Here is a 23615-nt window from a genome sequence, read left to right as displayed (position 1 = left end):
CTCTATTTGTTCGATGTATGAATCGGATAATTCAATAACAAAAGTACCATGAGAAGTAAAACAAAGAAAGTTATCATCATTATTTTAATCCTGGGCGCGGCTCTTATTTTGGGGAATGTTGTTGGTATTTCGTTCAAGCAATTCCAGCAGCAAGAAGAAAAGAAAACAGGAGAAGGGGAGATAGGGCAACCGGCTCCATCCTCTTCAGTTTCTCCAGAGATAGCATCACCGACTCGGACTCGTGGGGACAGTGTTCCTCTGATAGGGGAATTGTCTTTGTTGCCAACAGAAAATGCTTCTGAGGAGGAAAAGACAGCTTTCAATGCCCAGATGGGTAGGTTGACCGTAGAAACAAATACCATGGAAATCGGTGAAGGCTGTGTACTCACACCGCTTGTTGTACGCCCCCTAAAAGGTTTGCCATTTACGTTTAAGAGCACGGCTTCAGTAGATCATCTAATTTTAGTTGGTGATAAAAATGTTTTTGTGGCAGCAGGCGAGGAAAAGAGCATTGATACCCAGTTTCCAAATGGGCCGGGATGGTATGGTATTTCCTGTGGCGAATCCAGAAATATCGTAGGATATATGGAGATGGTGGGTAGTCCAGAAACAGCCCCTCAGTAAAAGATGCTTTTTTTACATTTCCTTTGCAGAAAAGCCCGCCTTAAGGAAAGAATAAAATAGGGGTACTGACGTAGGGGGAATACACATTTCTATTTTTGGTTTGTATGAGACCATCTGTTTTGGGCATAGTTTTAACTTTTGTTTTTTTGTTCGGGATTATTCTGAATGTCCATTTTGGACTATCTTTTGTTTCGCTGTACAATTCACGGATTTCTTTCTCTGAGAATTATCAAGATGATATTTCTTCTCAGATCATAAACGTTCAAAACATATGCAAACCGGAAAGTGACCGGTCTCGCAGCATACTTTGTTTTAGAAAGCATATCGAAGAGGCGGTAAAAACGTACGGAATCTCTCCCTTTATTAATGCCGTTGAACAGATGTTCACCGCTCGCAATACTAGTCAAGCCGGAGCCATTACACAGTGCCATGATCTTCTTCATGCCATTGGTCAGGTAGGAGGTCTGCATTCTAAGAATATGGATTCAACGATTTCAAGCTGTTCGTCTCTCTGTACATATGGTTGTTATCATGGAGTAGTCGAGGGTTTTCTTGCTCGTGGAGCCAACCTGCTTGACGAACTTCCGAAACTTTGTGCTGCAATACCAGATGATGATTTGAATCGTGGATCTCGCTCGGCATGTTTTCACGGGCTTGGCCACGGCGTCGCCACCATTGCAGGATACAAACTTAAAAGATCCCTTGAGCTTTGCGACTCCCTACAAAAGGAGGAGGAAAGAAAAGATTGTGGTACTGGCGTTTTTATGGAACTCTACGAACCTTCAAGTTTTGAGCATCCTCTTCTCGAGTTTCCTGAAGACATACCCGATTTCTGCAGTACGCTCTGGGGGGTGTATGCAGAAGTATGCTATGTTACTGCCGGGGTACACGAGTATGGGAGATCGAGGGATGAGGAAAAGGCATTTACAACATGTGGGGAGGCGCCTTCATCCTTACAACGCCCGTGTATCGTTTCTACCGGCCAAAACTTTTACTTTGTTTTTGAGGGAGAGAGAGAAGATATAGTTCGTTCCTGCAAAAAGGCGCCCTCCCCAGCCTCGTATCGTGCATGCCTTGAGGGAGCGTTGGTTTCGAGCGTCATATCCGACTCAGAACGGCATGGAGCTTCTTTATGCGTGATTATCGAAGAAGGTTTTAAGCCAACATGTTTTGAATTACTTGGTTTGTATGTTAAAGAGCGACACGGGCCGCAAAAACAGGAACAGTTTTGCGAATCTTCGGTTATTCCCGATTCGTTTCAAAAACACTGTCTTACCCAGCTGAATAATTAAACATGGCTCGTATAAAAAAATTCATTTTTCAAATAAGCATTGTTATATTTTTTGGAGGTGGATTTGTGGCGGGAATGATGTCCTTTCTTTCCGGAGAGTCAAGTACAGACATCCAAGCAGAGGATCTTTCTTTCGAGCTCACATCTGTTTTGAAGGAATGTGGTGAAGACACCAACACGGCTCATTATTTTCGCTGTTTCAGGGAGAAGAGCCGACCGCTTGTTTCTAGATATGGTGTGAATGCAATGATGAGTGAGCTTGAATATTTGAATGAGGAATCGGGAGGGGTTGCCTCCAGAGTTTCCTGTCATAATCTTGGTCATGTGGTCGGAGAGCTTGGTATTGAGTTACAAGAAGATGCGGGTGAAGTTCTTGCAAGCTGTACAAGAAAGTGCGGATTTGGATGCACGCACGGCGCGGCTCTCGGAGTATTACGTCTTAATCCCAACTTACTAGATGATCTTCCTTCGGTGTGTGAGAAACTTTCTCCTTCCCCACTGCCCGGTCAAGATCTTACTGCCTGCAATCATGGATTGGGGCACGGGCTTGCTAGTATGGTTCAGTTTGACCTTGTGAAGACACTAAACTTATGCGATCTTCTTGATAACACGAATGCCCAAAATGAGTGTGCTACTGGGGTTTTTATGGAGATTTTTGATGCTCCCACAGAAAGTCATCCACGCCTTGAAATACCTCAAGACATTCCTCGCTTTTGTCAGACTTTGCCTGGCATATATGCCGATTTATGTTTAAAGAGTGTGGGAGGTTTTGAATTGAAGAGATCGAATAATATCCAAAAAGCATTTCAAACTTGTGAGAGTATATCACCGCTTCTTTTTAAAGAATGCAACTTTGTTATAGGAGCAGACCTATTTTTTCTTTCTCAAGGCCGAGTAGAGAAAATTTGGGAGGCATGCAAATTTGGTAAACAGCATCAAAAAGAAGCGTGTGTTGAGGGGGCGATTTTCTCAAGTTTTGTTACCGATCCTTCAGGATCACTGGGGGGTTCTTTGTGCGGGGTACTAGAAGAAGAACTCCAACGTGTTTGTTTTGTGTATCTTGGACAAAATGTTGAAAAGCTGCATGGTGAAGGCGGGAAAGAGAGTTTTTGTAATATGTTTGGTCCATCAGAAGCCGCCTTTTGTTTTGATGAACAGTGACGATACAGAATTTTATATATATGCGTATACAATTAGACCATTTTTCAACGCTGAAAGTAAAAGGTGGTAGACATTTTAGCAGCAGGTTACTCATTATAGTGTTAGCCGCTTTCTTCCTCCTTTTTTTTGTAGTTGGGTTGTTTGGGAGCCAAAAAATATTTTCGGAATTCACTCTATTTTTTAGTCATTTCCCCAAAAAATTATCAGAGTCGCAAGTTAAACTCATAGTAAATAAGTGTATTGATGATAGACCCGGAGATTTAGATATAGATGAGGATAGATGCCTACAGAATGTACTAGAAGAGATTGTGACGGATTTTGGAACCGCCGAGGCTCAAGTAGCACTTGGGACACTTTATGAAGATGGTCGTGTAAATCTCGGCGAGTGTCACAATATTGCGCATCTTGTGGGCCGGGTAACAGTCGTTCAAAAAGGAATTGATGAAGCTTTGGGAGCATTAGATCCGTTTTGTAGCTGGGGTTATCTCCACGGAGTTTTTTTCGCCCTCCAAAGCACTCAAAATTGGACAATTGATATATTCGCAGCAAAAGGCGGAGAGGCATGTCGTATACAGGGTGAAAGCGAAACCAAAAAATTTCTTAGGAATTGCTTCCATGGTCTTGGGCACGGTCTTACGGATTTTAACCCCAAAGATTTGATTGCTCCCCTAAAAGCATGCGATAAAGCTTCAGAAGATTTTGAGGACCGCCAGCAGTGTCAAGCAGGTGTGTTTATGCAGTTGGCTCGGCCCAACCAAGGAGAAAAGGCGTATTTTTATAAAGAGGAAGATCCATTCTATCCGTGCGATATTACTCCAAAAGAATATCGTTGGGCGTGCTATATTGATGTATCACCTAGGGCAATTTATGCAGACGTTCCCTTCCCCGATGTAGTGTCATTGTGCCAAAGAATTCCTGATAAAAGGGCGATTGTGAATTGCATGAGTCAGCTCTATGGGAGTATCACGTGGGGAGGACCCGATATGGAAGGGAGGCTTGAGAACTGTCGTTCACTGGGGGATGCGTACTCCAAGAAATGTATCAAAGGCGTTGTTCATACCCTTTCTAATGTAATCAATTTTGATAAAGACGCCCCTGAGCAATTCTGTAACGTTATGGTCGGAGCAGAGTTGGCGATATGCCAATCGGCTTTGAAACCTTCAAAACCATAATAATGCCAGGATGTAATAGATTCAGCTGCGAGCAGAAATACGTGGTATGTATTTGTATTGACTCTTGTTTACATGCATGAAAAGTGTCTATAATACGATGATATATGCGTAGAATTATAGTGAAGAAGGCCTTAATCCTTTTCACCTTTTTTTCGGTTGTGGGTATGGTGGTTTTTGGTCTGCATAATTTTTATAGTCAAGGAGGGGGTATCATCCCTGAGGAGATTTCGCAAAAATCCAGCATTTCGATAGAACGTTTTCGCACGTTGTCGCATGAAATGCAAATCCGAGCGTTAGATGATATGAGCAACATCCAAAATTTTGATACGGTCTGGAGTTTTCTGAAGTCAGCATATCCGGATGAACCCCCATCAAAACATGATCTGAGTCACAAACTAGGCGAAATTGCAATTAAAGAATTAGGTCTTGACGGATTTGGACGCTGCGATACGTTTTTAAACTTTGGATGTTTTCACGGAGCGGCGCTTGCTGCGATTCGTTTCCATGGAGAACAACCACTTTTAGGTGAGGGTCTTTGGGAAGCTTGTAGGCGCAGCTCGCCGTTTCCTGGCAACTGTCTTCACGGTCTTGGGCATGCTATTATGGTTATAAAACAATATAACCTTCTTAAAGCATATGAGGAGTGCGAACGGTTTTTGAACTCGGATGAAAGTTTTTGGTGCCAAGACGGTGTAACAATGGAAAACATTACCCGTTCAATGATAGACTCAGAATCCGAACCCTATGGAAGCGATGAAGACCCCTACTATCCCTGTAATAGTATTCCTCAGAAGTACGAAGCCGTGTGCGTGCGCAATCATATCGGATTTCTGCAGCGGAATTTCGGATTTAACCTTGAAGAAATGGTGGCATTTTGCCTTTCTTTTAAGGAGGAACAAACCCGCCAAGAATGTATTAGTATGATAGGAAGTCAAGATGCCGAAGTATTGTATGATGATCCGGAAGCGGTTATTGAACACTGTCGAAAAAGTGGTGCATATTTCCGCTTTTGTATTTTTGGCGCGGTAACCAATTTCTCAATGACGAAACGATTCGCCTATGCTGAGCAATTGTGCGCAACGTTTCTCAACATCGAAGATCAAAGCGCATGTCTGAATAGAATTCAGTCATTTCGGTCGCAGCAAAATTTTTAGAGACTTTGCCTTTACAAACGTGCTACCAGCATGAAGATACAATCTATCGGAATAAGCCTTATATACATATTGCTTGGCGTTATGATTTTTCAGGCATTTCTTTTTGGCAAAAATCATCTGCCACTTTTTGCAGGTGGGACAGAATTTGAAAAGGAGAGCGCACAATCACAAGAAGAACCTTTGAACAAATGGTCCATTCCTCCGTTTGACGGCGAAAAGTTTCGTTATTCATCACTTGCTTCGCTTGAACAGGTTCGTTTGCTTAAAGAGTGGGCCAAAGCATACGGATATGAGAGAGCGCGGCAGTTTTTGAGAGATGTCTATTCTGACGAGCCTGCGGATGACCATGAACTCATTCATGTCATTGGCGAAGCTGCATTTTTAAAACTGGGGTATGGGGCATTTAACATCTGTGATTCATTTTTTAAGTTTGGATGTTACCACGGAGTTGTTTTGGAGGCGATTCGGCAAAGCGGCTATAATCAAAAACTCCTGGAGGAGTTGGCCGACGGATGCCTCAGTCTCCCCCATAGCGGAACAACTACTACGGCCTGTATTCACGGTATTGGGCATGCTATTATGGTGGTACGAGGATATGATCTCATTCCTTCTTATGAAGATTGCGATCGTATGTCTCTGGATAAACTCGCTAGCTTTTATTGTTACGATGGGGTTTCTATGGAGAATGTGGTGCGAAGGCACGAGAGGGAGGGTGCACTCGACCAGTTGTATTCGGAGGATCCGTATTATCCCTGCAACAGCGTTCCCCAACAGTATGAGGCCGCCTGCGTACGAGAGCACATCTTTCATGTTCGAAATAATTTTGGATGGAAGGATGTAGATAAAAGTGCTGAATACTGTTTATACTTCACAGCGGAAGATACCTTGCGGGAATGTTTTGGAGCAATGGGCTCTGCAATTAATCAGGATTTTAGCAGTGAGCCAAAGCGAGTTATTGAAGAATGCAACAAACTTGTAACGTACGATCCAACATACCGGACGTTGTGTACTTCTACCGCTGCAACGCATTATTCGTTCGCGCAACAGTCTCAACAAGCAGAAATGCTTTGTAACTCCTTGCCAGACAGAATCGATCGAGAAGGTTGTTTTGGAGCAGTTGAATACGCTCGTGCGTCACTTTTTTAATGAAGCGGAACCTGTTTTTTATAGTGGTGCTCGGTTTTGCATTTATTTTTTTTATTGGAGGTTTTTTGTTTTATTTAGGAATACTCTTAAAGTCCTCTTCTTTTCGTTCCCAGGAGTCGGTTGAGTCGTATGCACAAGTCATTGTTGAGCAATGCCGTCCCCCAGATGGTCAAGAGGAGAATCGGAGGATTGAAGATACGCTTTGCATGCAAAAAGAGCTTTCGAATATTGTGCTCCGTTTTGGTTCCGCTCAAGCCCAAACAGCACTTCAGTTCTTATATGATGAACGGTACGTAACCTTGGGTGGTTGTCATAGTCTGGGACATACTATCAGTCGGGCCGCCGTTACACAGAGAGGGTTTGAGGAGGCGTTTGAGTCATTAAGTCCGTTATGTTCGTGGGGGTATCTTCATGGATTATTTTCGGAATTGCACATCGTTAATAATTGGACTATTGATGAATTTGTAAAAGAGGGGAGTAGGCTTTGCCATTCATTTCAGGCAATAAAACCAAATTTTCTTGAGGAATGTCTTCATGGTCTTGGCCATGGTCTGGCAGACTTTGATAGAAATGATTTGATCTCGCCCCTTCAAGCATGCGACGAAACTTCTCTTGCACTGCGCGAACGTCGTTGGTGTCAGGCAGGTGTTTTTATGGAGTTAGCCAATCGTAATTTCGAAGTTCCTCCCCCTCGTTTTTATAAAGAGGAAGATCCATTCTATCCGTGCGGTATTATCCCTGAAGAGTATCGCTGGACCTGTTATGTTGACGTGGCAAAAAGGGCAATTTCTGCCGGGATTTCCTATCCGGATGTGCTCCCAATATGTGGGGAAGTCCCGGATCAAGAGGCTCAAAAGACCTGTAAGCACCAGGTTTATGGAAGCATTGCCTATGAGCCATATAGTATGAAGGCAAAACGGGAAGCATGTCATTCTTTGGGAGAGCAGTATTTTAGAAAGTGTGTGAAAGGCATTATTCTCACTTTTTATCAAAATCCGGTTGATTTTGGAAGCAATGCCCCTGAACTATTTTGCGAGCAAATGGAGACATCAGAAGATGCAGACTTTTGTTACTCAGCCCTTGAATCGTATCGTTAGAGTTCAAAAAAATAGTGAGTATCCCATGACAGCACGTGTTGTAAAAAGAGGGGTTTTGGCAGAATAAAAAGCGCATCTATGCACGCCATACTTAGTGAAAAAAAGACATTGTTCATGTTTGCAGCCGTAGTAATGGTAGGCGGCATTGTTTTGGGTTTTTTGTCCGATAGCTATTTTGAATCTTCTCCTCCTCTACCAAAGTCTCAGAGGCACGATACTTTGAGCGCTCTTCAATGGTTTCGTTCTTGCGAAGTATTTCCTTTTGAGGGTCAGTTTGACCGTTCTCCCCGATATGCATGTTATCAGCGTGCATTTTTTGATGGCATGAAGGAGCATGGTCTCGCAGTAATTTCAGAGGCATTCGATTCCTATATTGCAACAAAAGAGGGTATGGTTTTACAGGGAGCACCTTGTCATAGTTTGGGCCATGATTTGGGGCAGGCTGCAATAATGATAGGTTATGATGGCCTTGATATTCTTACTCATTGTTCTAGTGCATGCGAAGGAGGTTGTTTTAACGGAGTCGGCCACACATATCTTACCCTCGGAAATAGTATTGAGAGTGTGGATGGTTTTTGTAATCCTCCGGATTATGCCGGAGATAAAAAGAGAGTCTCGGCTTGTTACCATGGCTTTGGCCATGGTATCACTGATTTGTTTGGAACAGACCTCCAGGCAAACCTTGATCGATGTGATGTGTTACAAGATGAAGAGGGAAGGTTTCAATGCGGGCATGCGGTGTTTATGGTTTTAAGTACTCTATCTCCCGAGCAGATTCAGCGATCAGCCATGCCGCAGGATATAGCCAGCTTTTGTGTTCAGGTCGATGCCACGTATAGGAGATCTTGCTTTATCTTTGCAGGATATCTTGCGTATGGGAGAACCCTTAATCCAAAGGAGGCATTTGCAACATGTAGACGGGTGCCGTCAGACTATCAAAGGGAATGTACGGCGCGGATCGGAGAAAGCTTATTTCTCGCAACTCCCAATGATCCCTTGTTCGTTGCAGAAAGCTGTAGTGAAGGATATAATGAAGAAATGATCAGTCTCTGTATTTCTGGAGCAGCAAAGACTGTTATCGCCGATACAAACTCAACTCCCGAGGTGGGATTTGCAATTTGCAATACGGCGCCCGACGCTTTCCGGGCATACTGCCACGAGAGGCTTGGAGACGTAATAGAGGAATTTTTAGGTATTCAGAATCGTATTACTTTATGTAAAGAGTTGGGTGGTCCTTTTCATGAAGTTTGTCTGGGACAGCGTTCGCAAGAATTATGAAGAATGTATTATTCCATATTAGATATCTTTACCTTCTAGCGTTCTTTGTCGTCTTTGGGGTGGCAGCTTATACTTCTGCAGCAACACCAGACGAGACGGGTGAGAGCAATAAAACCTTTGATGCTGCTACATACTCTGCTGAAGTAAGATCATGCCTTACGTTTGAAGACGAGGCAGAGCAAATTAAATGTATAGATAAAGTTCTTATTTTCCTTGCGGAACAGAAAGGAATACCCGCCGCACTACAGGTGATTGAGCCGCTTTCTCAGGAGTTTACCTATCTTCTTTCCTATAGCCATCCATTTGGCCATACCATCGGAAATCACGGAATCAAGTATTATGGGGGACCAGATACGGATCTTAAATCTCGGATCGGGAAGGCCCTCGTAGAATGTGATGGCTTTGGAGCTTTTGCATGTTACCACGGTGTCATTGAGACTGCTTTATCATATTTGCCGATCAAAGAACGTCCAACAGTAATTAGGGAGGCATGTATGGAGAATCCGTTAATTCAAGAGACGCAATATTACATTAACCAGTGTTTGCATTGGTTTGGGCACGGTATGGCTATTTTTGCAGACGTCCCCCTTACAGAGACACTTGCATTGTGTGATGGATTGAGCGATGAATTTTTGAGCGACGATGTGCAGCTTTGTTTAAGTGGAGTTTTTCATGCCGGCTCCCAGCCCGGTAGTGTAGATGGTGATCTTAATCATAACATCGAAAATGTGTGGAGTGAGGATGATCTTTATTATCCTTGCGGCGACATTGAAGAAAAGTTCCGCGGGCATTGCTACAGTCATGTGCCGGGAAGGACCCATACTGCTGATTCTGCAGATGACTTTAAGGGTTGCGACAACATTCCGGAACCCGATCCGGTTAAAAGAGACGATTATATTCGACGATGCTATGATTCTGCTGCAAACTCTCTTCTTATTCAACTACTCAACCAGCCAGACTTAAGTAATGAAGAAAAGATTACTGATCTTATCGAATCTTGTAGGGCATATTCCGATAAGGAATATGTACGATTTTGCTATGCCGGCACTGTTCGCTACTGGGTATTGTTCGATCCATTACTGAGCAACAAGAATCCTTTTCAACTCTGCCGCAAAGTTGAAGAAGAAGCAAAAGCTGCCTGTTATAGTAATATTGGCTTTGGGAATAACGAGAACTATTATTCGGAAGAAATTCTGCGTGAGTATTGTGCCAACAGCGAACCGGCGTATGTCGAATCTTGCCTAAACAAACGTGTTTTATGATGTATATCACAACCCTGTATTCCCAATTTTATCATAACTTTGTATAATGAAAGAGCGTATCGATACTAAAAGCCAGCTTTGTTTTTTGTGGGAAAGAAATACATTTTTTTAACTGCATGATTCCATCGAAGTCATTTTTCTTCTCGCGGGTGCTTTTTGCCGGAGGAGTTGGTATACTGGTAATTGCAGGAGGAATATTTTGGAAAGGAGGAATAAGCATACCTTCCTTCCCTCTCCTTTTTTCGTCTGGAGATGTTATTATGATTACAGAAGATGGATTTACCCCACAAACCCTGCAGGTAAAAAAAGGTACATATGTTCGTTTTGTGAACAAAACTGATGAATGGCACTGGCCGGCTTCGGATATTCATCCTACGCATACACTGTATTCAGAGTTTGACCCCAAACAAACCATTGGACCAGGCGAAGAATGGGGGTTTATTTTTGAAAAGGTGGGTGAATGGGGTATGCACGACCATTTGATGCCGTATGTCACAGGCGAAATCATCGTAGTTGAACCATGATTAGTCGCAAAAGGAAGCTTGCATTGTGTTTGGTAGGAGTAGGAATACTTTGCTCTCTTTTCTTTTTCGGGTTTTTCGGTGTAGTTCAAGCAGACATTCCCTATGCCCAGTCTCTCTACTATGCCCAGTCTCTCTACTATGCCCAGTCTCTCTACTACACCGGCTTCTACCCGCAGTTCTACCCTCAGTTCTACCCTCAGTTCTACCCTCAGTTCTTGCCCTACATCGGCTTCTACCCGCAGTTCTACCCTCAGTTCTACCCTCAGTTCTTGCCCTACATCGGCTTCTACCCGCAGTTCTACCCTCAGTTCTCTCCCTATGCCCAGTCTCTCTACTACACCGGCTTCTACCCGCAGTTCTACCCTCAGTTCTCTCCCTATGCCCAGTCTCTCTACTACACCGGCTTCTACCCGCAGTTCTACCCGCAGTTCTACCCCCAGTTCTCTCCCTACAGCGGCTTCTATCCTCAGTTCTACCCTCAGTTCTCTCCCTACAGCGGCTTCTACCCTCAGTTCTACCCTCAGTTCTCTCCCTACAGCGGCTTCTCTCCCTACAGCGGCTTCTATCCTCAGTTCTTGCCTGGTTAGGTCTGATTGTCTATGAATAAAGCGAGTAAAACACAACAGAATTCCGCCATTACTCCGGCCGAGAATATGCCAACGTTAGGACGGAAACACGTGGGGATTTTTACGGTGGTTGCCGGCGGCCTTGCAGTTTTCTTTGCGCTTACTGCGGGAGCTGTGCTGACAGCGGCAGATGTGCAAGGGTCCTTGGCCCAAGAACAGTTTGAGACGGCGAACGAGTTCTTTGAGAGCTATGATTTTGAAAACGCAGAGCAGGCGTACCTCCAAGCGCTGGATATGAACCCAACGGTTCAGTGGGCGCACCACCAGCTCGGGCGCATTTATTTCTCTGGCAATGAGCTTAAGAGGGCGCTTGGAGAATTCAACCAAGAGATTGCCCTGCATAAAGACAGCGCCAGCTCCTTTTACATGAGAGGCCTTACATACGCCTTTTTGGAGGAGCTCAAACTTGCTGAGCAGGACTTTCGTTCGTTCCTTGGCTTTTATCCAAACAGTGAGGCGGGGCTCAATGACCTGGCCTACGTGATGTTCCTGCAAAACAGGTTTGAAGATGCAGAAGAGATTCTCCAAGAGCTTTCAGAGAAGCGCCCCTCTAGCTTCCTTGCCAACCAGGGGCTGGCCGCCGTGTATATTGAGTTGGACCGTTTTGAGGAGGCCGAAGGGTTCGTTACAAAGGCCCTTGCGTATGCGGAGGGCATGGATATTGCGATGTTCCAGCAGTATTACCCCAGCCTCAAGCCGGAGCACGCAGCAAAAGGACTAGAAACCATCCAGCGTGGAATCAGGCACAACTTCAACATTGTTTCTTCCTTGCAGGAGGGGGAGTTTAAGCTGGACGAGGATACGCCTGCAATCCTGAGGCCTTACTTTAAGAGCGCTTCTAAAGGCAAGTACGGTGCGGTATTCCTGGCCGCTTCCTGTGCGGCAGGGTTCCAACACACCAGCGAATGCCAATCCAGTTCTACAATAACGTCTCCGTCCTCAGGATCTTGGTTTAATTCTTCTTTCTCGATTTCTGTTTCGGACTCTGTTCCCGCAGGTGCCGAGCTTACCACCTGCTGGCAGACCTCCCCGGACCTTGGGGTGCGCACATGCAACGGCAGCGACACGGTGTCCGCAGGCTCGGGAGGTTCATGCAGCACGCAAGGAAGCAATACATGTTCGGTAACCGTGGATGCCGGCAGCCAACAGGCCGGAGGCGGCACTTCCTTTGGATTCGGAGGGGCTTCCACGCGCTCTTTTTCCATTGACTATACCTCTCCAACAGGGAGTGTGAGCGCAAGCCCGACAAGCGTGTTTACAGGAGATACGATAACCATTCCCACAACCGGTGCAGATTCTCATTCCGGTGTTGATTGGCTGAATTTCACGAAAACCGGTGAATTTTGGAGTTGCGGAGGAGCTTCCTCTTGCAACCATAGTTTCACCACCTCAGAATCAACTGCTGGAGACTACACTTATACTATTTTTGTGTTTGACGGGTCAAACAATACGACTGGGTTCACCTCAAATACGGTAACCGTTAGTAATCCTCCTGCCCAGATTTCCGTGACCCCAAGCTCCAAGAACTATGAGACCTTTGGGGTTGATGACGGTTTAACCGTGGGCTTCACGGTGTCAAACGCCGGAGGCAGCACGCTTTCGGGCTCCGTCTCTGGCCTGGCAGCTCCCTTTTCTTGTACCAGCAACTGTACCAACTATAGCGTTGGGGCAGGTAGTAGTATTAACGTCAATTTGCGCTTTGCACCCACGAGCGCAGGGAATTTTAGTGATATTGCCAACTTCTCTGGTGCAGGGGGAGATAGCGTATCGCTTTCTGGGGTTGGGGTAGACTGGGTTGCTGGCCTCAATGCTGCGCCTTGCGCCACGTGTCTCAATGGAACCGTCGTCACCATCACTGGTACGAGCAACGCCGCCGTTAATACCAGCCCCTACTGGATTCGCATCTACGAAGGCTCAAACGTATGGCCCAGCTTCCTGGTATCTTGCGCTTCGGGAACGACATGCTTGGTCAATGTGGGAGGTTTTACCGACACAACCAAGACCTACACTACGAGAATTGAGAATTCTACTGGAAGCGTTATTAAATCAAGTTCTGGTCCTTGGGCAATCACGTGGCAGCCGAATGCCCAGATTGCCGTGACCCCAACGTCTTTGAGCTTCGGGACCATAGGCATTGGTAGCTGGCAAAACCAAGACTTCACGGTTTCAAACTCTGGGGGTCTCACGGTTACAGGTATTGTTTCCGGCCTGGCAGCTCCCTTTTCTTGTTTCAGCGGATGCGGCACTTATAACCTGAGCGGGGCAGCGACCCAGAACGTAACAATACGGTTTTTGCCCACCACCGCGATATTCAGCAGCGGCACGGCCGAGTTCTCCGGGGAAGGTGGTCCGCTCAACAGGACTGTTTCTGGAACCGGTGATGATTGGATTGCCGGCATCTCTGATGATGCGGGCGGTCCGGTTGCCAACGGCACCTCGGTTACCCTCACTGCCACGAGCAACTTTAACATTGGTTTCAGCCCCTACTTCATTCGCATCTATGATGGGAGCACCCAACTGAAAACTTGCGGCTCGGGAACAGAATGCACGCTTGATGTCAGCAACAGCGATACGGCCATCAGCTACACTGCGAAAATAGAGAATTCTGCTGCAACCATTATTAAATCAATTTCTGCCGGCACCTTGGTTACGTGGCAAGGTCCGCCCGACCTCATTGTCCAGTCCATTATTCCAACTCCTCCAAGCCCTCTGCCCGGAGAGGATATTAGCTACGCTGTGGTAGTGAAAAACCAGGGGGCCCTGGAGTCTTCTGGCGGGTGGATTACGGGGTATAATTCGGATCCGCCCTTGTGTGGTAGCGCGGATTGGTTTGCGGCCCAGACCTTGGGTACCATTGCGGGAGGCGCAACCAAACCATTTGTTCTCGTGAAGAGCGGAGGGTTTGCGACCGGCGGAAGCAAGACGATATGGATGTACGTAGACGACCTTTGCAACGTGACGGAGTCGAACGAAACCAACAATGAACTATTTGATACATTAACCGTAAACGACTCGACCTCGGTTGAATGTGTTTATGGCAACTGCATTTTTAGCAAAACCCTCCTTGTTCCGGGAGAGAATGTATCGGTTGGAGGCCGCCTTTTAGATGGAAACGCAGGAGGGCTTGCGGGAAAGCCGCTTGAACTCAGGAAATCGGACGGCACATGGGCAACGTGGCTGGGCGCAGATGAGGCGGGCTCCCAGACTGATGCGACTGGTACCAGGCTGTATGTCTGGACACCGTCCTGCTCAACCTACCTTGGCACCAACAGCTTTTATGTGCGGTTTAAGGGTGATACGAGCTATCAGGCGAGTCAGACGGCAGACAATGCTTTGAACATAGCGGTACCCGCTCTCACCTATCCCTCTACGAGTTGGCAGCGTCTCTGGTATTCGGTATCTGGCGTAAGCCCAACGTTTACTGACTGCAATTACCTTGGGACGTCGAGTGAAAGCTCTGGGCGTTTTGATACGAACTGGGGTGCCGGAGTTCCTTTCAGCGGCGGCCCATCCGATTTGGTTGGTTTTAAGTCCAGCAGGAGCTTTACCGTGGGCACGACTGGCGTTTACGAATTCATGATTGGTTCTGACGACGGGGCGCGCTTAACCGTAGGCGGTGTCACAATTGCAGACCAGTGGGGAGACGGCAGTTACCGCACAACAACGGGGAGCATCAATCTTGGGGTTGGCTCGTTCAACTACCTCTTTGAGTACTATGACAACACGGGCAATGCCAGGGTGATGTTTACGCCAAAGCTTCGGCTTGTGGTTGAACCGACCTCTATTGTAGAGGGTGAGACGTTAACGTTAAAAGCGTACTGTGCGGGTGCTTGCGAGGGGAGGACGGTTTTCTTCTGGAACACATTCAACTTGCCCGGGTCGTTTGGTTCCTGCGTCATCAGTTCCGGCTACTGCCAGATCGGATTTACAACGGGAATCGGGTTTGGCGGTGGGGTGGTTGATTTCTGGGCAAGGATTGATTTGAGCAGTCCTCTAAATGGGACAGACGACGACGGGGAGCAGTCCGACATCGTGGGGGTAAGTGTTAGTACTTGCCAGAAGACCTCAAGCCCCAAAGAGGATACGTTTAACGTGTCGATAATAACTGCCGGAGCACCAAAAACCTGTCCTCTTCTCATTACTCATAAAGGAATTAATGTTACAGGCGGTGGCTCGCTTTCTTACGAGCGTACAAGCAGTACCCCGCAAATACCCCGCGGAGGGGGTGTGGCATTCTCTTCCAGTATTGAAATGGATGAGGATGCACCTGGTGCGGGAGATTGCGGCCCTGCTCTTAAATGGTGGACAGATTGGGAGGATCCCTCCCCAACGCAATGGAATTTCTGGACTACCTCTTCATTTGTATCTCAGGATAGCACGGAGGATATGAGATGGGGGTACGACCTCCTTATTCCGCCAAGCGAAAGATACTGCAGATTTGTTGAAGCGGATTCGATTTTAGGCCTCTCTGCTGTGGGGGAGGATCAGTATATAGATACTCACCCCGTGCTCTCGAGCGATGTTTTCTACTCTGTGGACGCTTTGTATTCTGACAGCGCAGCAAACGGAAGAGTGGAGGGTTTATGGGGGACTAACCATAACCTTGTGGAATGTATTACAGATGCTCACTGCACCCCGGGAAGCGGTAGTGCGAACACCGATGCGGTGTCCACGACTCAAACATGCAACCTCGGCCAAACAGCAAACTTCCCGCTGAATACCTGCATTGACAGTGTCGCCCCCAGTGAAGCAAAGATTATGAGCATTTCTTCTCCTGACTCAGGGCAGGCAATCGGGTACCGAGATGGAAGCATAGCTCCTCTGGGGAGTTGTACTGCTGGACAGATATGCGCCTTTATCCGGGCAAAAGACGACGGAACAAACCGCATCTATTCTGTAAGCGTGAAATACAAAGATGCTGGTGGGCTTTCTCTCTGCAGGTTGCGTATCACCGATCAAATTTTCGGCACACAAGAACAAGAGGTTGCCTGCAGCGGCACCATCACCACCAAAATCTTCACCTTCACCGTGGGCCCTACGGGGGATTGCAGAACCGAAGAGAACAACAACTGTACCCTTGAGGCCTACGCTGTTGATGCTGCGGCGAACGAGGAGGTCGCTATACGTATTGCCCCTAGTGACGAGCAAAGCTATATTGATTTTCCTGATACTCATGATGACATTAACTATTTCCAATTTGGGGTGGATTATACGCCCCCTCAGTAAAAGTAATAATCTTGAAAAATAAAAAGAAGCCCTCCTTTGAGATTTCTCTCTAGGAAGGGCTCTTGGGTATCGTGGCCTGGTATTCTCGGTACACGGAACCTTTGCCGGGTTCCTGGATGCCGATGTAGAAGCTTGCTGTTTCCCCGTTGTCCCGCACTCCTATGGTGTAACCCTCTCCTGCCAGGGGAAGGTTGTCTTGGTGGTACTGAGAGGGTGGTACGAACTCCATCCACGTTTCTCCTGCGTCAAGCGAAGCAAGAAGCCGATAGGTGAAGCGAGTCACTATATCCCTCTGGGTTCCAACGAGGTCAGCAGGACGAACGCAGTTTTGAAGACATGTCAGGTCTATTACTGAGGCAAACCAGACATTGCCATCGGCATACAGCGAGACGAACCCCGCAGGGAAACCTTCTTTGGCGCCGGGCTTTAAGAACCAGGGATCTCGCTGAATCTTCGGGTAGACATTTTCACGGAGCCATTCCTCTTTCTCTTCACGGAGATACATCTGATCCCACGTGAAAATCTGTAGGTCTACCCCTACCCAGTCTACCTCTTGGAGGGAGATTATGGGTGTAGCAGGCGCAGACATTCCCGGCTCAAGGTTTTGAGCTGGTTCGCTCTCCGTCACTGCCGGAGCAGTATCCACTGTCTCTGTCTGCGAGGAAGTCTCCCCTGCAGAACCAATGTTCAGGACGATCAGTGCCCCCAAGCCCAGAAGAAAAGCCATGAGGACTATGGGTATGAGGATTGCAGGCCAACGCGTGGAGATGCGCTTTGGCACCGCAACCTGCTGCGAATGTTCTGCGTGTGCCATTTCGGCACCTCCTTTCTTTGAGTATCCCAAACTCGCGAATATTCACTTGTTCAGGATCTGCCTATATTATACCCTCCAAAAGTAGGTTTGTCAACCTTTCGCATATTTCCTAAATGAAATTAAGGATTCCCGAATATGTCCTAAACGAGATTTAGGAGAACTTAATCTCGTTAAGTTTTCTTGTCAAGGTAAAGGTAAAAACAAAGAAAAAGGGGCCGGTGTGTTTCAACCGACCCCTTTCCCGCTTTGTGCCTTCGCACTTAGCGGAACAAGTAGGAGATCTTGGCTCCTTCTTGCGTTATGGAGTCGACGCGGAAGAGCACAAAGTGACCCTCCATGCCTTCTCTTGCTTTCACGCTGTGGGTAAGTTGCTTTATTCTATGGAGCGGAAGGGATATAATAAAGAAACTGTTTTAATGAGGCAAAGGATTACAGCTTTAACAAAACTTGAGAGACATGCCATTGTTTTGGTGGTTTTTGTGTTTTTGTTTGGGTTTGCCTATAACGTAGGTGCAATTTCGCATCTGTGCAGCCAGGCAGCGGGGTCTGGATGGAAAACTGCGGACTTTACTTGCCAGGTGGTCTACGAAGATACAGGCGGCTCCGGTCTCGAAGAATGTCAATACCGCCTCTGGAACGTTGATTTGCCAGGATGGACGACAGCGTGGCTGAACGCAACGGGAACGTGCGAGGGCGAATCTGTCACCTTAACCGTGACTGTTACCGTAGGAGATACTGGCTATTGTGCAGAGGATGGGCAAGGAAGTTCAAAATGTCAGCTTGACCTTCGTGCAGAAGACAATGCCGGGAATGTAACACAGTGCCCAGACGATTTTGCGTTCTGTAATGTGGCAGCGCCGAACTTCAACGTCGACTATCAAGCCCCAACCACGAACATTGCCTGTAACTCTGTCTCTTGTCTGGGCACGTGGTACGCAGAGACAGTTTCCGTTTCCCTCTCTTGCGCCGACCCGCATTCAGGCTGCGACATCACGCAATATTGTATAGGGAGTGCCTGCGTACCCAGCCTGACCTACAGCGTCCCCTTTGACCTGACGACCAGCGGCACGCACATCGTGCGTTTCCGCTCTTTGGATACCGCAGGGAATACGGAAATTACCAAAGAGCAGATTGTCACGATAGACCTCATTGCTCCCAACATTACCGCTTTTTCTGTGGACGGCACTTCTTGTACGGGCGCCGCATGCTCCACTACTACGGTTATAATCAATGGCGATCCTTCCATCGCCTGGACTACTTTGGATACCGGCGAATCGCACTTAAAGCAGATTGAGGTGTGGAGGGCGTGGGATGCGAATGGAGACGGAATCCTTCAAGGGTCGGAGTGGGATGACAGCAGTCCCACTGCAGGCACGCAACCAAACCCCGTCTTCACCAAGACCACCGGGTTTGACACCCTAGATACGGATGACGATGTTTTTATCAACAGCGGCCTCCCAGAGGGCACCTACTGGTACGGTGTACATACCGTGGATAATGCAAACAACTGCATTGATGAGGCAACCGCCCACTGCGGAGGGGTTTCCTCCGATAGTCTGGACCCCAGCAGAACGGTGCGGGGGCCCATCAAACTGATAAAGGATATCACGCCTCCTAATACCACTATTACCAGTAACCCACCCAATCCGAGTTTTTCGAGTTCAGCATCTTTTTCCTTCACCAGTACGGAATCTGGCACATTCGAGTGTCAGTTGGACGGTGGAGGGTTTTCAAGTTGCACTTCTCCCAAAAACTATTCTGGACTCTCTGAGGCCTCCCATACCTTTGATGTACAGGCTACTGATCTTGCAGGGAACACAGATCCGACGCCCGCCTCCTATACATGGAACATTATCTTAAACCAAGCCCCCACCATCTCAACTGTTTCTGATACACCAGATCCAATCAAAGCAGCAGCACAGATCACGTTTACGGCAAACTGGAGCGACCCAGATGGAGATTCGGTAACCTTCTATGTATGCAAAAACAATACCACTCCTTCCGGAGGAGATTGTTCTGGAGGAGCTGTAAATCGATGGTGTAGAAATACTACCCCTGTACCATCTGGCACGGACGCAACGTGCAACCCTACATATACCACCCAGGCTGCGGATGAGGGCACCAACAACTACTTTGCCTTTGTGTGTGACACCAGCGACCTTTGCTCCTCTTCCAGTTCTGGAGCCTTCTTGGTAGATGCCACAGACCCCAGCATTTCCATCTTTACGGCAACTCCTGCTTTTCCGGCTTGGATAAACAACGCTGCTCCGAACGGGACGGTTTCGTGGAGCGTTTCCGATGCCGGAGGCTCCAACTTACAACAAATTGAGGTGTGGAGAGCTTTTGATATAAATGGCAATGGCGTACTTGATACCGTATCCCCGAATGAGTGGGACGATCCGGGAAACGAAGAGAGCAACCCTATTTCTACGAAGACCACCGGTTTTACCACATTGAGCACCGACACCGATTCCTACATTGATACCAATCTTTTGGCAACCGCCTCCTACTGGTACGGCCTCCACGTGCTGGACAATGCCAACAACCCAACAGTTGAAAGCACGCCCCAGAGGATCCAGGTGGACAAGCAGAATCCCACGGCAGTAGTGACCGACCCCGCACCCGGCACCTGGTATAGGGACAACTTTACTGCGACCTTTGATGATTCTGACCTTGGTTCAGGGCTTGCAGCCAGTTGTGAGTACGAGTTCATCGGCCTCAATCCCGGGGGGCCAGACACGACGTCCGGCACCTTAACGCGCCTCTGCAACCTGGATACGAAGACCATCGGCGTGGGGCCAAATCCCGAGGTGTGCGAGTTTGAAGGAATAAACAGGTGCCGAGTCCGCACCCAGGCCTTTGACCTTGCTGGCAACACGTCGGGCTGGCAGAGCTTTGACTTTAGCGTGGACTTCACAGACCCGGTGGTTGGCACCCCAGCCCCCTCCACTGCCCAGGCCGGGGTTTCCCAGAACTACAGCTCTTCTTTGTCAGACCCCGTGGGCAAGGTTGCGAGCTGCACCTTCTTTTGGAGGCTGGTTGGCAATCCTGAATGGAACACCGGTGGGGCAACGACCATCATCCCGCTTCCCTGCGAGAACGGGGAAGCGTGCACCGTATCCGTTGACCACACGTTCGCCTCGCCCGGCAGCTACGACGTTTCCTTTAGCTGCACAGACTTCACCCTTCCCAGCCCCGGGAACACGGGCTGGGGATTCGGCGTGGTTACGGTGGACAGCCTTTCCGTGACGCTTTCTGCCATCCCTTCCTCTGGGATTACCACGACGAACTTTGACCTTTCCTCTCAGGTTGCGGGAACCGCGTCAGGGAGCGCCGGCTTTAAGTTTGACTGCACGAACGACAGCCTGTGGGAGTATGAGGTAACAGGAATTGACCTGTCAGTTTCGGACCCAGGCTGGGTGCTGCGCAACGGTTTCAACACCAGGGTGACAGCCCCCGATATCTTTGCCGTGCAGGACCTGTGCATTTACGCTAGTCCCAGCACCTACACCGCGAACACGCAGGTTGACCGGGGAAGCGCCACTGCGCAGGATACGGTTTCCATTGTTGTTACCGTGAACACTGCGCCCCAGGCCATAAACCTTGCGCACAACAACGCAACGACGGACTACTGCTTTGTTTCCGCGCCCGACGTGACCCTTTCTTGGACGTTTTCAGACCCCAATCCCGGGGATTCCCAGTCTGCTTACCAGGTGCAGGTGGCAACCGATGCCGGGTTCACAAACATCGTTGATGATGAAGGAAAGGTCACGAGCTCCAACAGCGAGTATACTCCCGTGGGCCTCTTATATGCCACCACCTACCACTGGCGGGTAAAGGTATGGGACAGCTTTGATCAACAATCCTCTCCCGAATGGGCAACGGGTCCTTTCTTTACCACGCCCGTACACGCCTATCCTACCACAGACTTTGCGTGGGTCCCGGTTTTCCCTTCTGCCGAAGAAGAAATCCAATTCACCGACCAGACCGTCTATGATCCCAGCTCTACGGGTCAGAGCTGGTCGTGGGACTTCGGAGATACGGCAACCTCAACCCTGCAGAATCCTTTGCACATCTATGCCGTGAACGGCGCCTATCTTGTGACTTTCCAAGCAACGGATGATGCGGGAACCTGCACCGATACAAATACCGTAAACGTAACCCTTCCATTCCCAGAATGGCAAGAGATTTCACCCTTTTAACAAATGAAGGAGATGGAGGATATACCATGACAGAGCTCCTGGTGGTGGTTGGCATTATTGTTCTCATGACCTCCCTCATCCTGCCCAACTGGAGGTCAGGGGATCGGAGCCTTGCCTTGGCGAGAACGGCAGCCAAGGTGGGCCAGGACGTGAGGCGGGCGCAGGAGCTCGCCATGAGGGCCCAGGCCTACACCTGCGCCACAGGGAGCATTACCGGGTACGGCATCTACTTTAATGTGAACACCCCTGAGTCATACATTCTGTTCGCGGAGTGCAACGACACAAACACGTATGATGCCGGATTGGACGGGGTGGTAGAAACGATTACCATGGAGAGTGGAGTACAGATGCAGAGTGTCACGCCTACTCCCGCCGTGAGCATCGTGTTCATCCCTCCCACTCCCATTGTGTGGATAAAGCCGGGAGACCCCTCGCAGGCGCAGATCGTGCTTGAGCGAAAGGACGGGGTTGCTGGCACGAGGATTGTCACCGTAAGCAGTAAGGGTATCATTGATGTTGATTAACCATGCAGCGAGCCTTCACCTTAATTGAAGTCCTGGCAGCGTCCTTCCTGGTGGTTCTAGGAGCAGGGGGAGTCTTTGCGTTGGTGCAGCAGACTGTCACCTTTACCACGAATGCCGTCTTCCAGCTGGAAGCCACCTACTTGGCCCAGGAGGGAATTGAGATCACGCGGAACATCCGGGACACCAACCTTTTGAAGATTCACAAGGGGCTGGGGGGAGATTGGACTGACAACCTCACAGGGTGCACCACGGGGTGCGAGGCCGACTATACCCAGGCCGCCTTGGTGTCCTATACGGACTCGGTCTTGAAGCTGAGCTCGGGCTTGTACAACTATACTGTGGGGACCAACACGCTGTTTAAAAGAAAGATTACGGTGACCCAGCCTTCCGCGGAGGTTCTGGAGGTTTTGGTCCAGGTAACGTGGGTAGAGAGAACGAGGAGTCACGACGTGACGATAGCCACCGAACTATATAACTGGCTTCCGGCCCCTTAAAGCATATGAAAGAACGAGGATTTACCATTCCAGAACTCTTGGTTTCGCTCCTTGCTTTTTCTTTGGTCATCGGGGGAGCCACAAACCTTCTACTCACGGGCATCATAGCCCAGCGCCACTCCCTTGCGACCGAAGAGCTTCTCGACCAGACTTCCTTTCTTGCAGAATACATGACGAGAGTCCTGCGCCAGGCGCAAAAGGACCTGGGCCCAACCTGCCTTTCCACGAGCGGGCTCAACTATGAGCTCACCCTGGGCGGGCAGGGTGTGAAGTTCCTGAACAACGCCGGCCAATGTCATGAGTTCCTGCTGCAGGGAACAAGGATCCAAGAATCCATTCCCCCAGCCCCAGCCGAGTTTCTTACCTCAGACAACCTTGAGGTCGTATCTTTACAGTTCGTGCTTTTGGGTGAGAACCAGACCGACGACCTTCAGCCCCGGGTGACCTTCGGCATGGTGATTCAGGGTCAGGGCCCAAAGCCGGAATCCAAGCCGAGCATTCAGCTGCATACAACGGTATCCCAGAGAAAAGTAGATGTCCCTAATTAGAATTTTCAATTTTCAATGACCAATTTCCAAAGCCAAAAAGGGGTATCTCTGTATATTGCTTTTATGATTATGACTACCCTCTTGGGCATTGCCCTTGGCACGAGTGCCCTTCTGTTCTCCCAGCTCGGCATCCTGCGGGGCATGGGGCATGCGGTCCTTGCCTTTTACGCAACGGAAGCCGGTGTGGAGCGCGCCCTGTTTATTGATAATACCTTTTGCGCGAACGAGGAGGAGCACGCACCCTGTCTCACCACGGAGTTTTCGAACATCCCGCCCGGGGAGCTTATCTTGGCGAACGGGGCAAGTTTCGTGCTTTTGGCAGAGGACGCCGGGACAGGAGGGTGTCCTGGCGCTCTCGGCTTCAACTACTGCGTGAAGGCAACGGGAAGCTACAAGGAGGCGAGGCGCGCGGTGAGAATAGCAAGGTAGGTTTTCTCAGATTTCCAGAGGTGGGATAAGGGCTCCTTACCCC

18 protein-coding genes are annotated in these 23615 nt (G+C 48.5%); 17 read left to right on the top strand and 1 reads right to left on the bottom strand.

Annotation, left to right across the window (positions count from 1 at the left end; all coding sequences use genetic code 11):
* The first annotated feature begins 48 nt into the window (after positions 1-48).
* The 12 genes from IH982_02145 (at position 49) to IH982_02090 (ending at position 16561) form a co-directional block, all read left to right on the top strand.
* Positions 49-624, top strand: coding sequence for a hypothetical protein (locus tag IH982_02145; GenBank protein ID MCH7828653.1), 576 nt, complete (start codon positions 49-51; stop codon positions 622-624).
* Positions 625-728: 104 nt separating this feature from the next.
* A complete protein-coding gene (locus tag IH982_02140; protein MCH7828652.1) occupies positions 729-1916 on the top strand; it encodes a hypothetical protein in 1188 nt (395 codons plus the stop codon).
* Between the two features lie 2 nt (positions 1917-1918).
* Positions 1919-3076 carry a hypothetical protein gene (locus IH982_02135; GenBank protein ID MCH7828651.1) on the top strand — a complete coding sequence of 386 codons (1158 nt, stop codon included), beginning with the start codon at positions 1919-1921 and terminating at the stop codon, positions 3074-3076.
* A gap of 20 nt (positions 3077-3096) precedes the next feature.
* A complete protein-coding gene (locus tag IH982_02130) occupies positions 3097-4248 on the top strand; it encodes a hypothetical protein (GenBank protein ID MCH7828650.1) in 1152 nt (383 codons plus the stop codon).
* A gap of 119 nt (positions 4249-4367) precedes the next feature.
* Positions 4368-5402, top strand: coding sequence for a hypothetical protein (locus IH982_02125; protein MCH7828649.1), 1035 nt, complete (start codon positions 4368-4370; stop codon positions 5400-5402).
* A gap of 30 nt (positions 5403-5432) precedes the next feature.
* The gene (locus IH982_02120; GenBank protein ID MCH7828648.1) at positions 5433-6548 is read left to right on the top strand and encodes a hypothetical protein; all 1116 of its coding nucleotides are present in this window, start codon (positions 5433-5435) and stop codon (positions 6546-6548) included.
* Positions 6548-7645 carry a hypothetical protein gene (locus IH982_02115; protein ID MCH7828647.1) on the top strand — a complete coding sequence of 366 codons (1098 nt, stop codon included), beginning with the start codon at positions 6548-6550 and terminating at the stop codon, positions 7643-7645. Before IH982_02120 ends, IH982_02115 begins: the two co-directional genes overlap by 1 nt.
* Before the next feature lie 78 nt (positions 7646-7723).
* Entirely contained in the window at positions 7724-8923 is a 1200-nt protein-coding gene (locus IH982_02110; GenBank protein MCH7828646.1) for a hypothetical protein, read from the top strand.
* Positions 8920-10185 carry a hypothetical protein gene (locus IH982_02105; GenBank protein MCH7828645.1) on the top strand — a complete coding sequence of 422 codons (1266 nt, stop codon included), beginning with the start codon at positions 8920-8922 and terminating at the stop codon, positions 10183-10185. Before IH982_02110 ends, IH982_02105 begins: the two co-directional genes overlap by 4 nt.
* Before the next feature lie 116 nt (positions 10186-10301).
* Positions 10302-10709: a hypothetical protein gene (locus IH982_02100; GenBank protein ID MCH7828644.1), complete on the top strand. Its 408-nt coding sequence runs from the start codon at positions 10302-10304 to the stop codon at positions 10707-10709.
* On the top strand, positions 10706-11296 hold the full coding sequence (locus tag IH982_02095) for a hypothetical protein (protein MCH7828643.1): 591 nt from the start codon (positions 10706-10708) through the stop codon (positions 11294-11296). Before IH982_02100 ends, IH982_02095 begins: the two co-directional genes overlap by 4 nt.
* A 66-nt stretch (positions 11297-11362) precedes the next feature.
* The gene (locus tag IH982_02090; protein ID MCH7828642.1) at positions 11363-16561 is read left to right on the top strand and encodes a hypothetical protein; all 5199 of its coding nucleotides are present in this window, start codon (positions 11363-11365) and stop codon (positions 16559-16561) included.
* 49 nt (positions 16562-16610) lie between these two features.
* Here IH982_02090 and IH982_02085 read toward each other — a convergent pair whose 3' ends face one another.
* Positions 16611-17375: a hypothetical protein gene (locus tag IH982_02085; protein MCH7828641.1), complete on the bottom strand. Its 765-nt coding sequence runs from the start codon at positions 17373-17375 to the stop codon at positions 16611-16613.
* Between the two features lie 380 nt (positions 17376-17755).
* On the opposite strand from IH982_02085, the gene IH982_02080 reads away from it, so the two are divergent.
* From IH982_02080 to IH982_02060, 5 genes are all read left to right on the top strand, one after another.
* Positions 17756-21577, top strand: coding sequence for a PKD domain-containing protein (locus tag IH982_02080; GenBank protein ID MCH7828640.1), 3822 nt, complete (start codon positions 17756-17758; stop codon positions 21575-21577).
* The gene (locus IH982_02075) at positions 21553-22101 is read left to right on the top strand and encodes a prepilin-type N-terminal cleavage/methylation domain-containing protein (GenBank protein ID MCH7828639.1); all 549 of its coding nucleotides are present in this window, start codon (positions 21553-21555) and stop codon (positions 22099-22101) included. The genes IH982_02080 and IH982_02075 overlap by 25 nt, the downstream gene beginning before the upstream one ends.
* A gap of 2 nt (positions 22102-22103) precedes the next feature.
* A complete protein-coding gene (locus IH982_02070; protein MCH7828638.1) occupies positions 22104-22595 on the top strand; it encodes a hypothetical protein in 492 nt (163 codons plus the stop codon).
* A gap of 5 nt (positions 22596-22600) precedes the next feature.
* The gene (locus IH982_02065) at positions 22601-23143 is read left to right on the top strand and encodes a prepilin-type N-terminal cleavage/methylation domain-containing protein (protein ID MCH7828637.1); all 543 of its coding nucleotides are present in this window, start codon (positions 22601-22603) and stop codon (positions 23141-23143) included.
* 63 nt (positions 23144-23206) lie between these two features.
* On the top strand, positions 23207-23572 hold the full coding sequence (locus IH982_02060) for a hypothetical protein (protein ID MCH7828636.1): 366 nt from the start codon (positions 23207-23209) through the stop codon (positions 23570-23572).
* The last annotated feature ends 43 nt before the right edge of the window (positions 23573-23615 follow it).

Source organism: Patescibacteria group bacterium (assembly GCA_022563395.1).
Taxonomy (GTDB): domain Bacteria; phylum Patescibacteriota; class Minisyncoccia; order Minisyncoccales; family UBA10102; genus 01-FULL-49-22b.
Note: the sequence above shows the minus strand (reverse complement) of the source record. Positions and strands in the feature narration are given on the sequence as shown.

What these genes read in the sequence shown, in the direction of transcription:
- IH982_02145 (MCH7828653.1), top strand. Translation starts at nt 49, where the DNA reads ATGAGAAGTAAAACAAAGAAAGTTATCATCATTATTTTAATCCTGGGC.
- IH982_02140 (MCH7828652.1), top strand. Translation starts at nt 729, where the DNA reads ATGAGACCATCTGTTTTGGGCATAGTTTTAACTTTTGTTTTTTTGTTC.
- IH982_02135 (MCH7828651.1), top strand. Translation starts at nt 1,919, where the DNA reads ATGGCTCGTATAAAAAAATTCATTTTTCAAATAAGCATTGTTATATTT.
- IH982_02130 (MCH7828650.1), top strand. Translation starts at nt 3,097, where the DNA reads ATGCGTATACAATTAGACCATTTTTCAACGCTGAAAGTAAAAGGTGGT.
- IH982_02120 (MCH7828648.1), top strand. Translation starts at nt 5,433, where the DNA reads ATGAAGATACAATCTATCGGAATAAGCCTTATATACATATTGCTTGGC.
- IH982_02115 (MCH7828647.1), top strand. Translation starts at nt 6,548, where the DNA reads ATGAAGCGGAACCTGTTTTTTATAGTGGTGCTCGGTTTTGCATTTATT.
- IH982_02110 (MCH7828646.1), top strand. Translation starts at nt 7,724, where the DNA reads ATGCACGCCATACTTAGTGAAAAAAAGACATTGTTCATGTTTGCAGCC.
- IH982_02105 (MCH7828645.1), top strand. Translation starts at nt 8,920, where the DNA reads ATGAAGAATGTATTATTCCATATTAGATATCTTTACCTTCTAGCGTTC.
- IH982_02100 (MCH7828644.1), top strand. Translation starts at nt 10,302, where the DNA reads ATGATTCCATCGAAGTCATTTTTCTTCTCGCGGGTGCTTTTTGCCGGA.
- IH982_02095 (MCH7828643.1), top strand. Translation starts at nt 10,706, where the DNA reads ATGATTAGTCGCAAAAGGAAGCTTGCATTGTGTTTGGTAGGAGTAGGA.
- IH982_02090 (MCH7828642.1), top strand. Translation starts at nt 11,363, where the DNA reads ATGCCAACGTTAGGACGGAAACACGTGGGGATTTTTACGGTGGTTGCC.
- IH982_02085 (MCH7828641.1), bottom strand. Translation starts at nt 17,375, where the DNA reads ATGGCACACGCAGAACATTCGCAGCAGGTTGCGGTGCCAAAGCGCATC.
- IH982_02080 (MCH7828640.1), top strand. Translation starts at nt 17,756, where the DNA reads ATGGAGCGGAAGGGATATAATAAAGAAACTGTTTTAATGAGGCAAAGG.
- IH982_02075 (MCH7828639.1), top strand. Translation starts at nt 21,553, where the DNA reads ATGGCAAGAGATTTCACCCTTTTAACAAATGAAGGAGATGGAGGATAT.
- IH982_02070 (MCH7828638.1), top strand. Translation starts at nt 22,104, where the DNA reads ATGCAGCGAGCCTTCACCTTAATTGAAGTCCTGGCAGCGTCCTTCCTG.
- IH982_02065 (MCH7828637.1), top strand. Translation starts at nt 22,601, where the DNA reads ATGAAAGAACGAGGATTTACCATTCCAGAACTCTTGGTTTCGCTCCTT.
- IH982_02060 (MCH7828636.1), top strand. Translation starts at nt 23,207, where the DNA reads ATGATTATGACTACCCTCTTGGGCATTGCCCTTGGCACGAGTGCCCTT.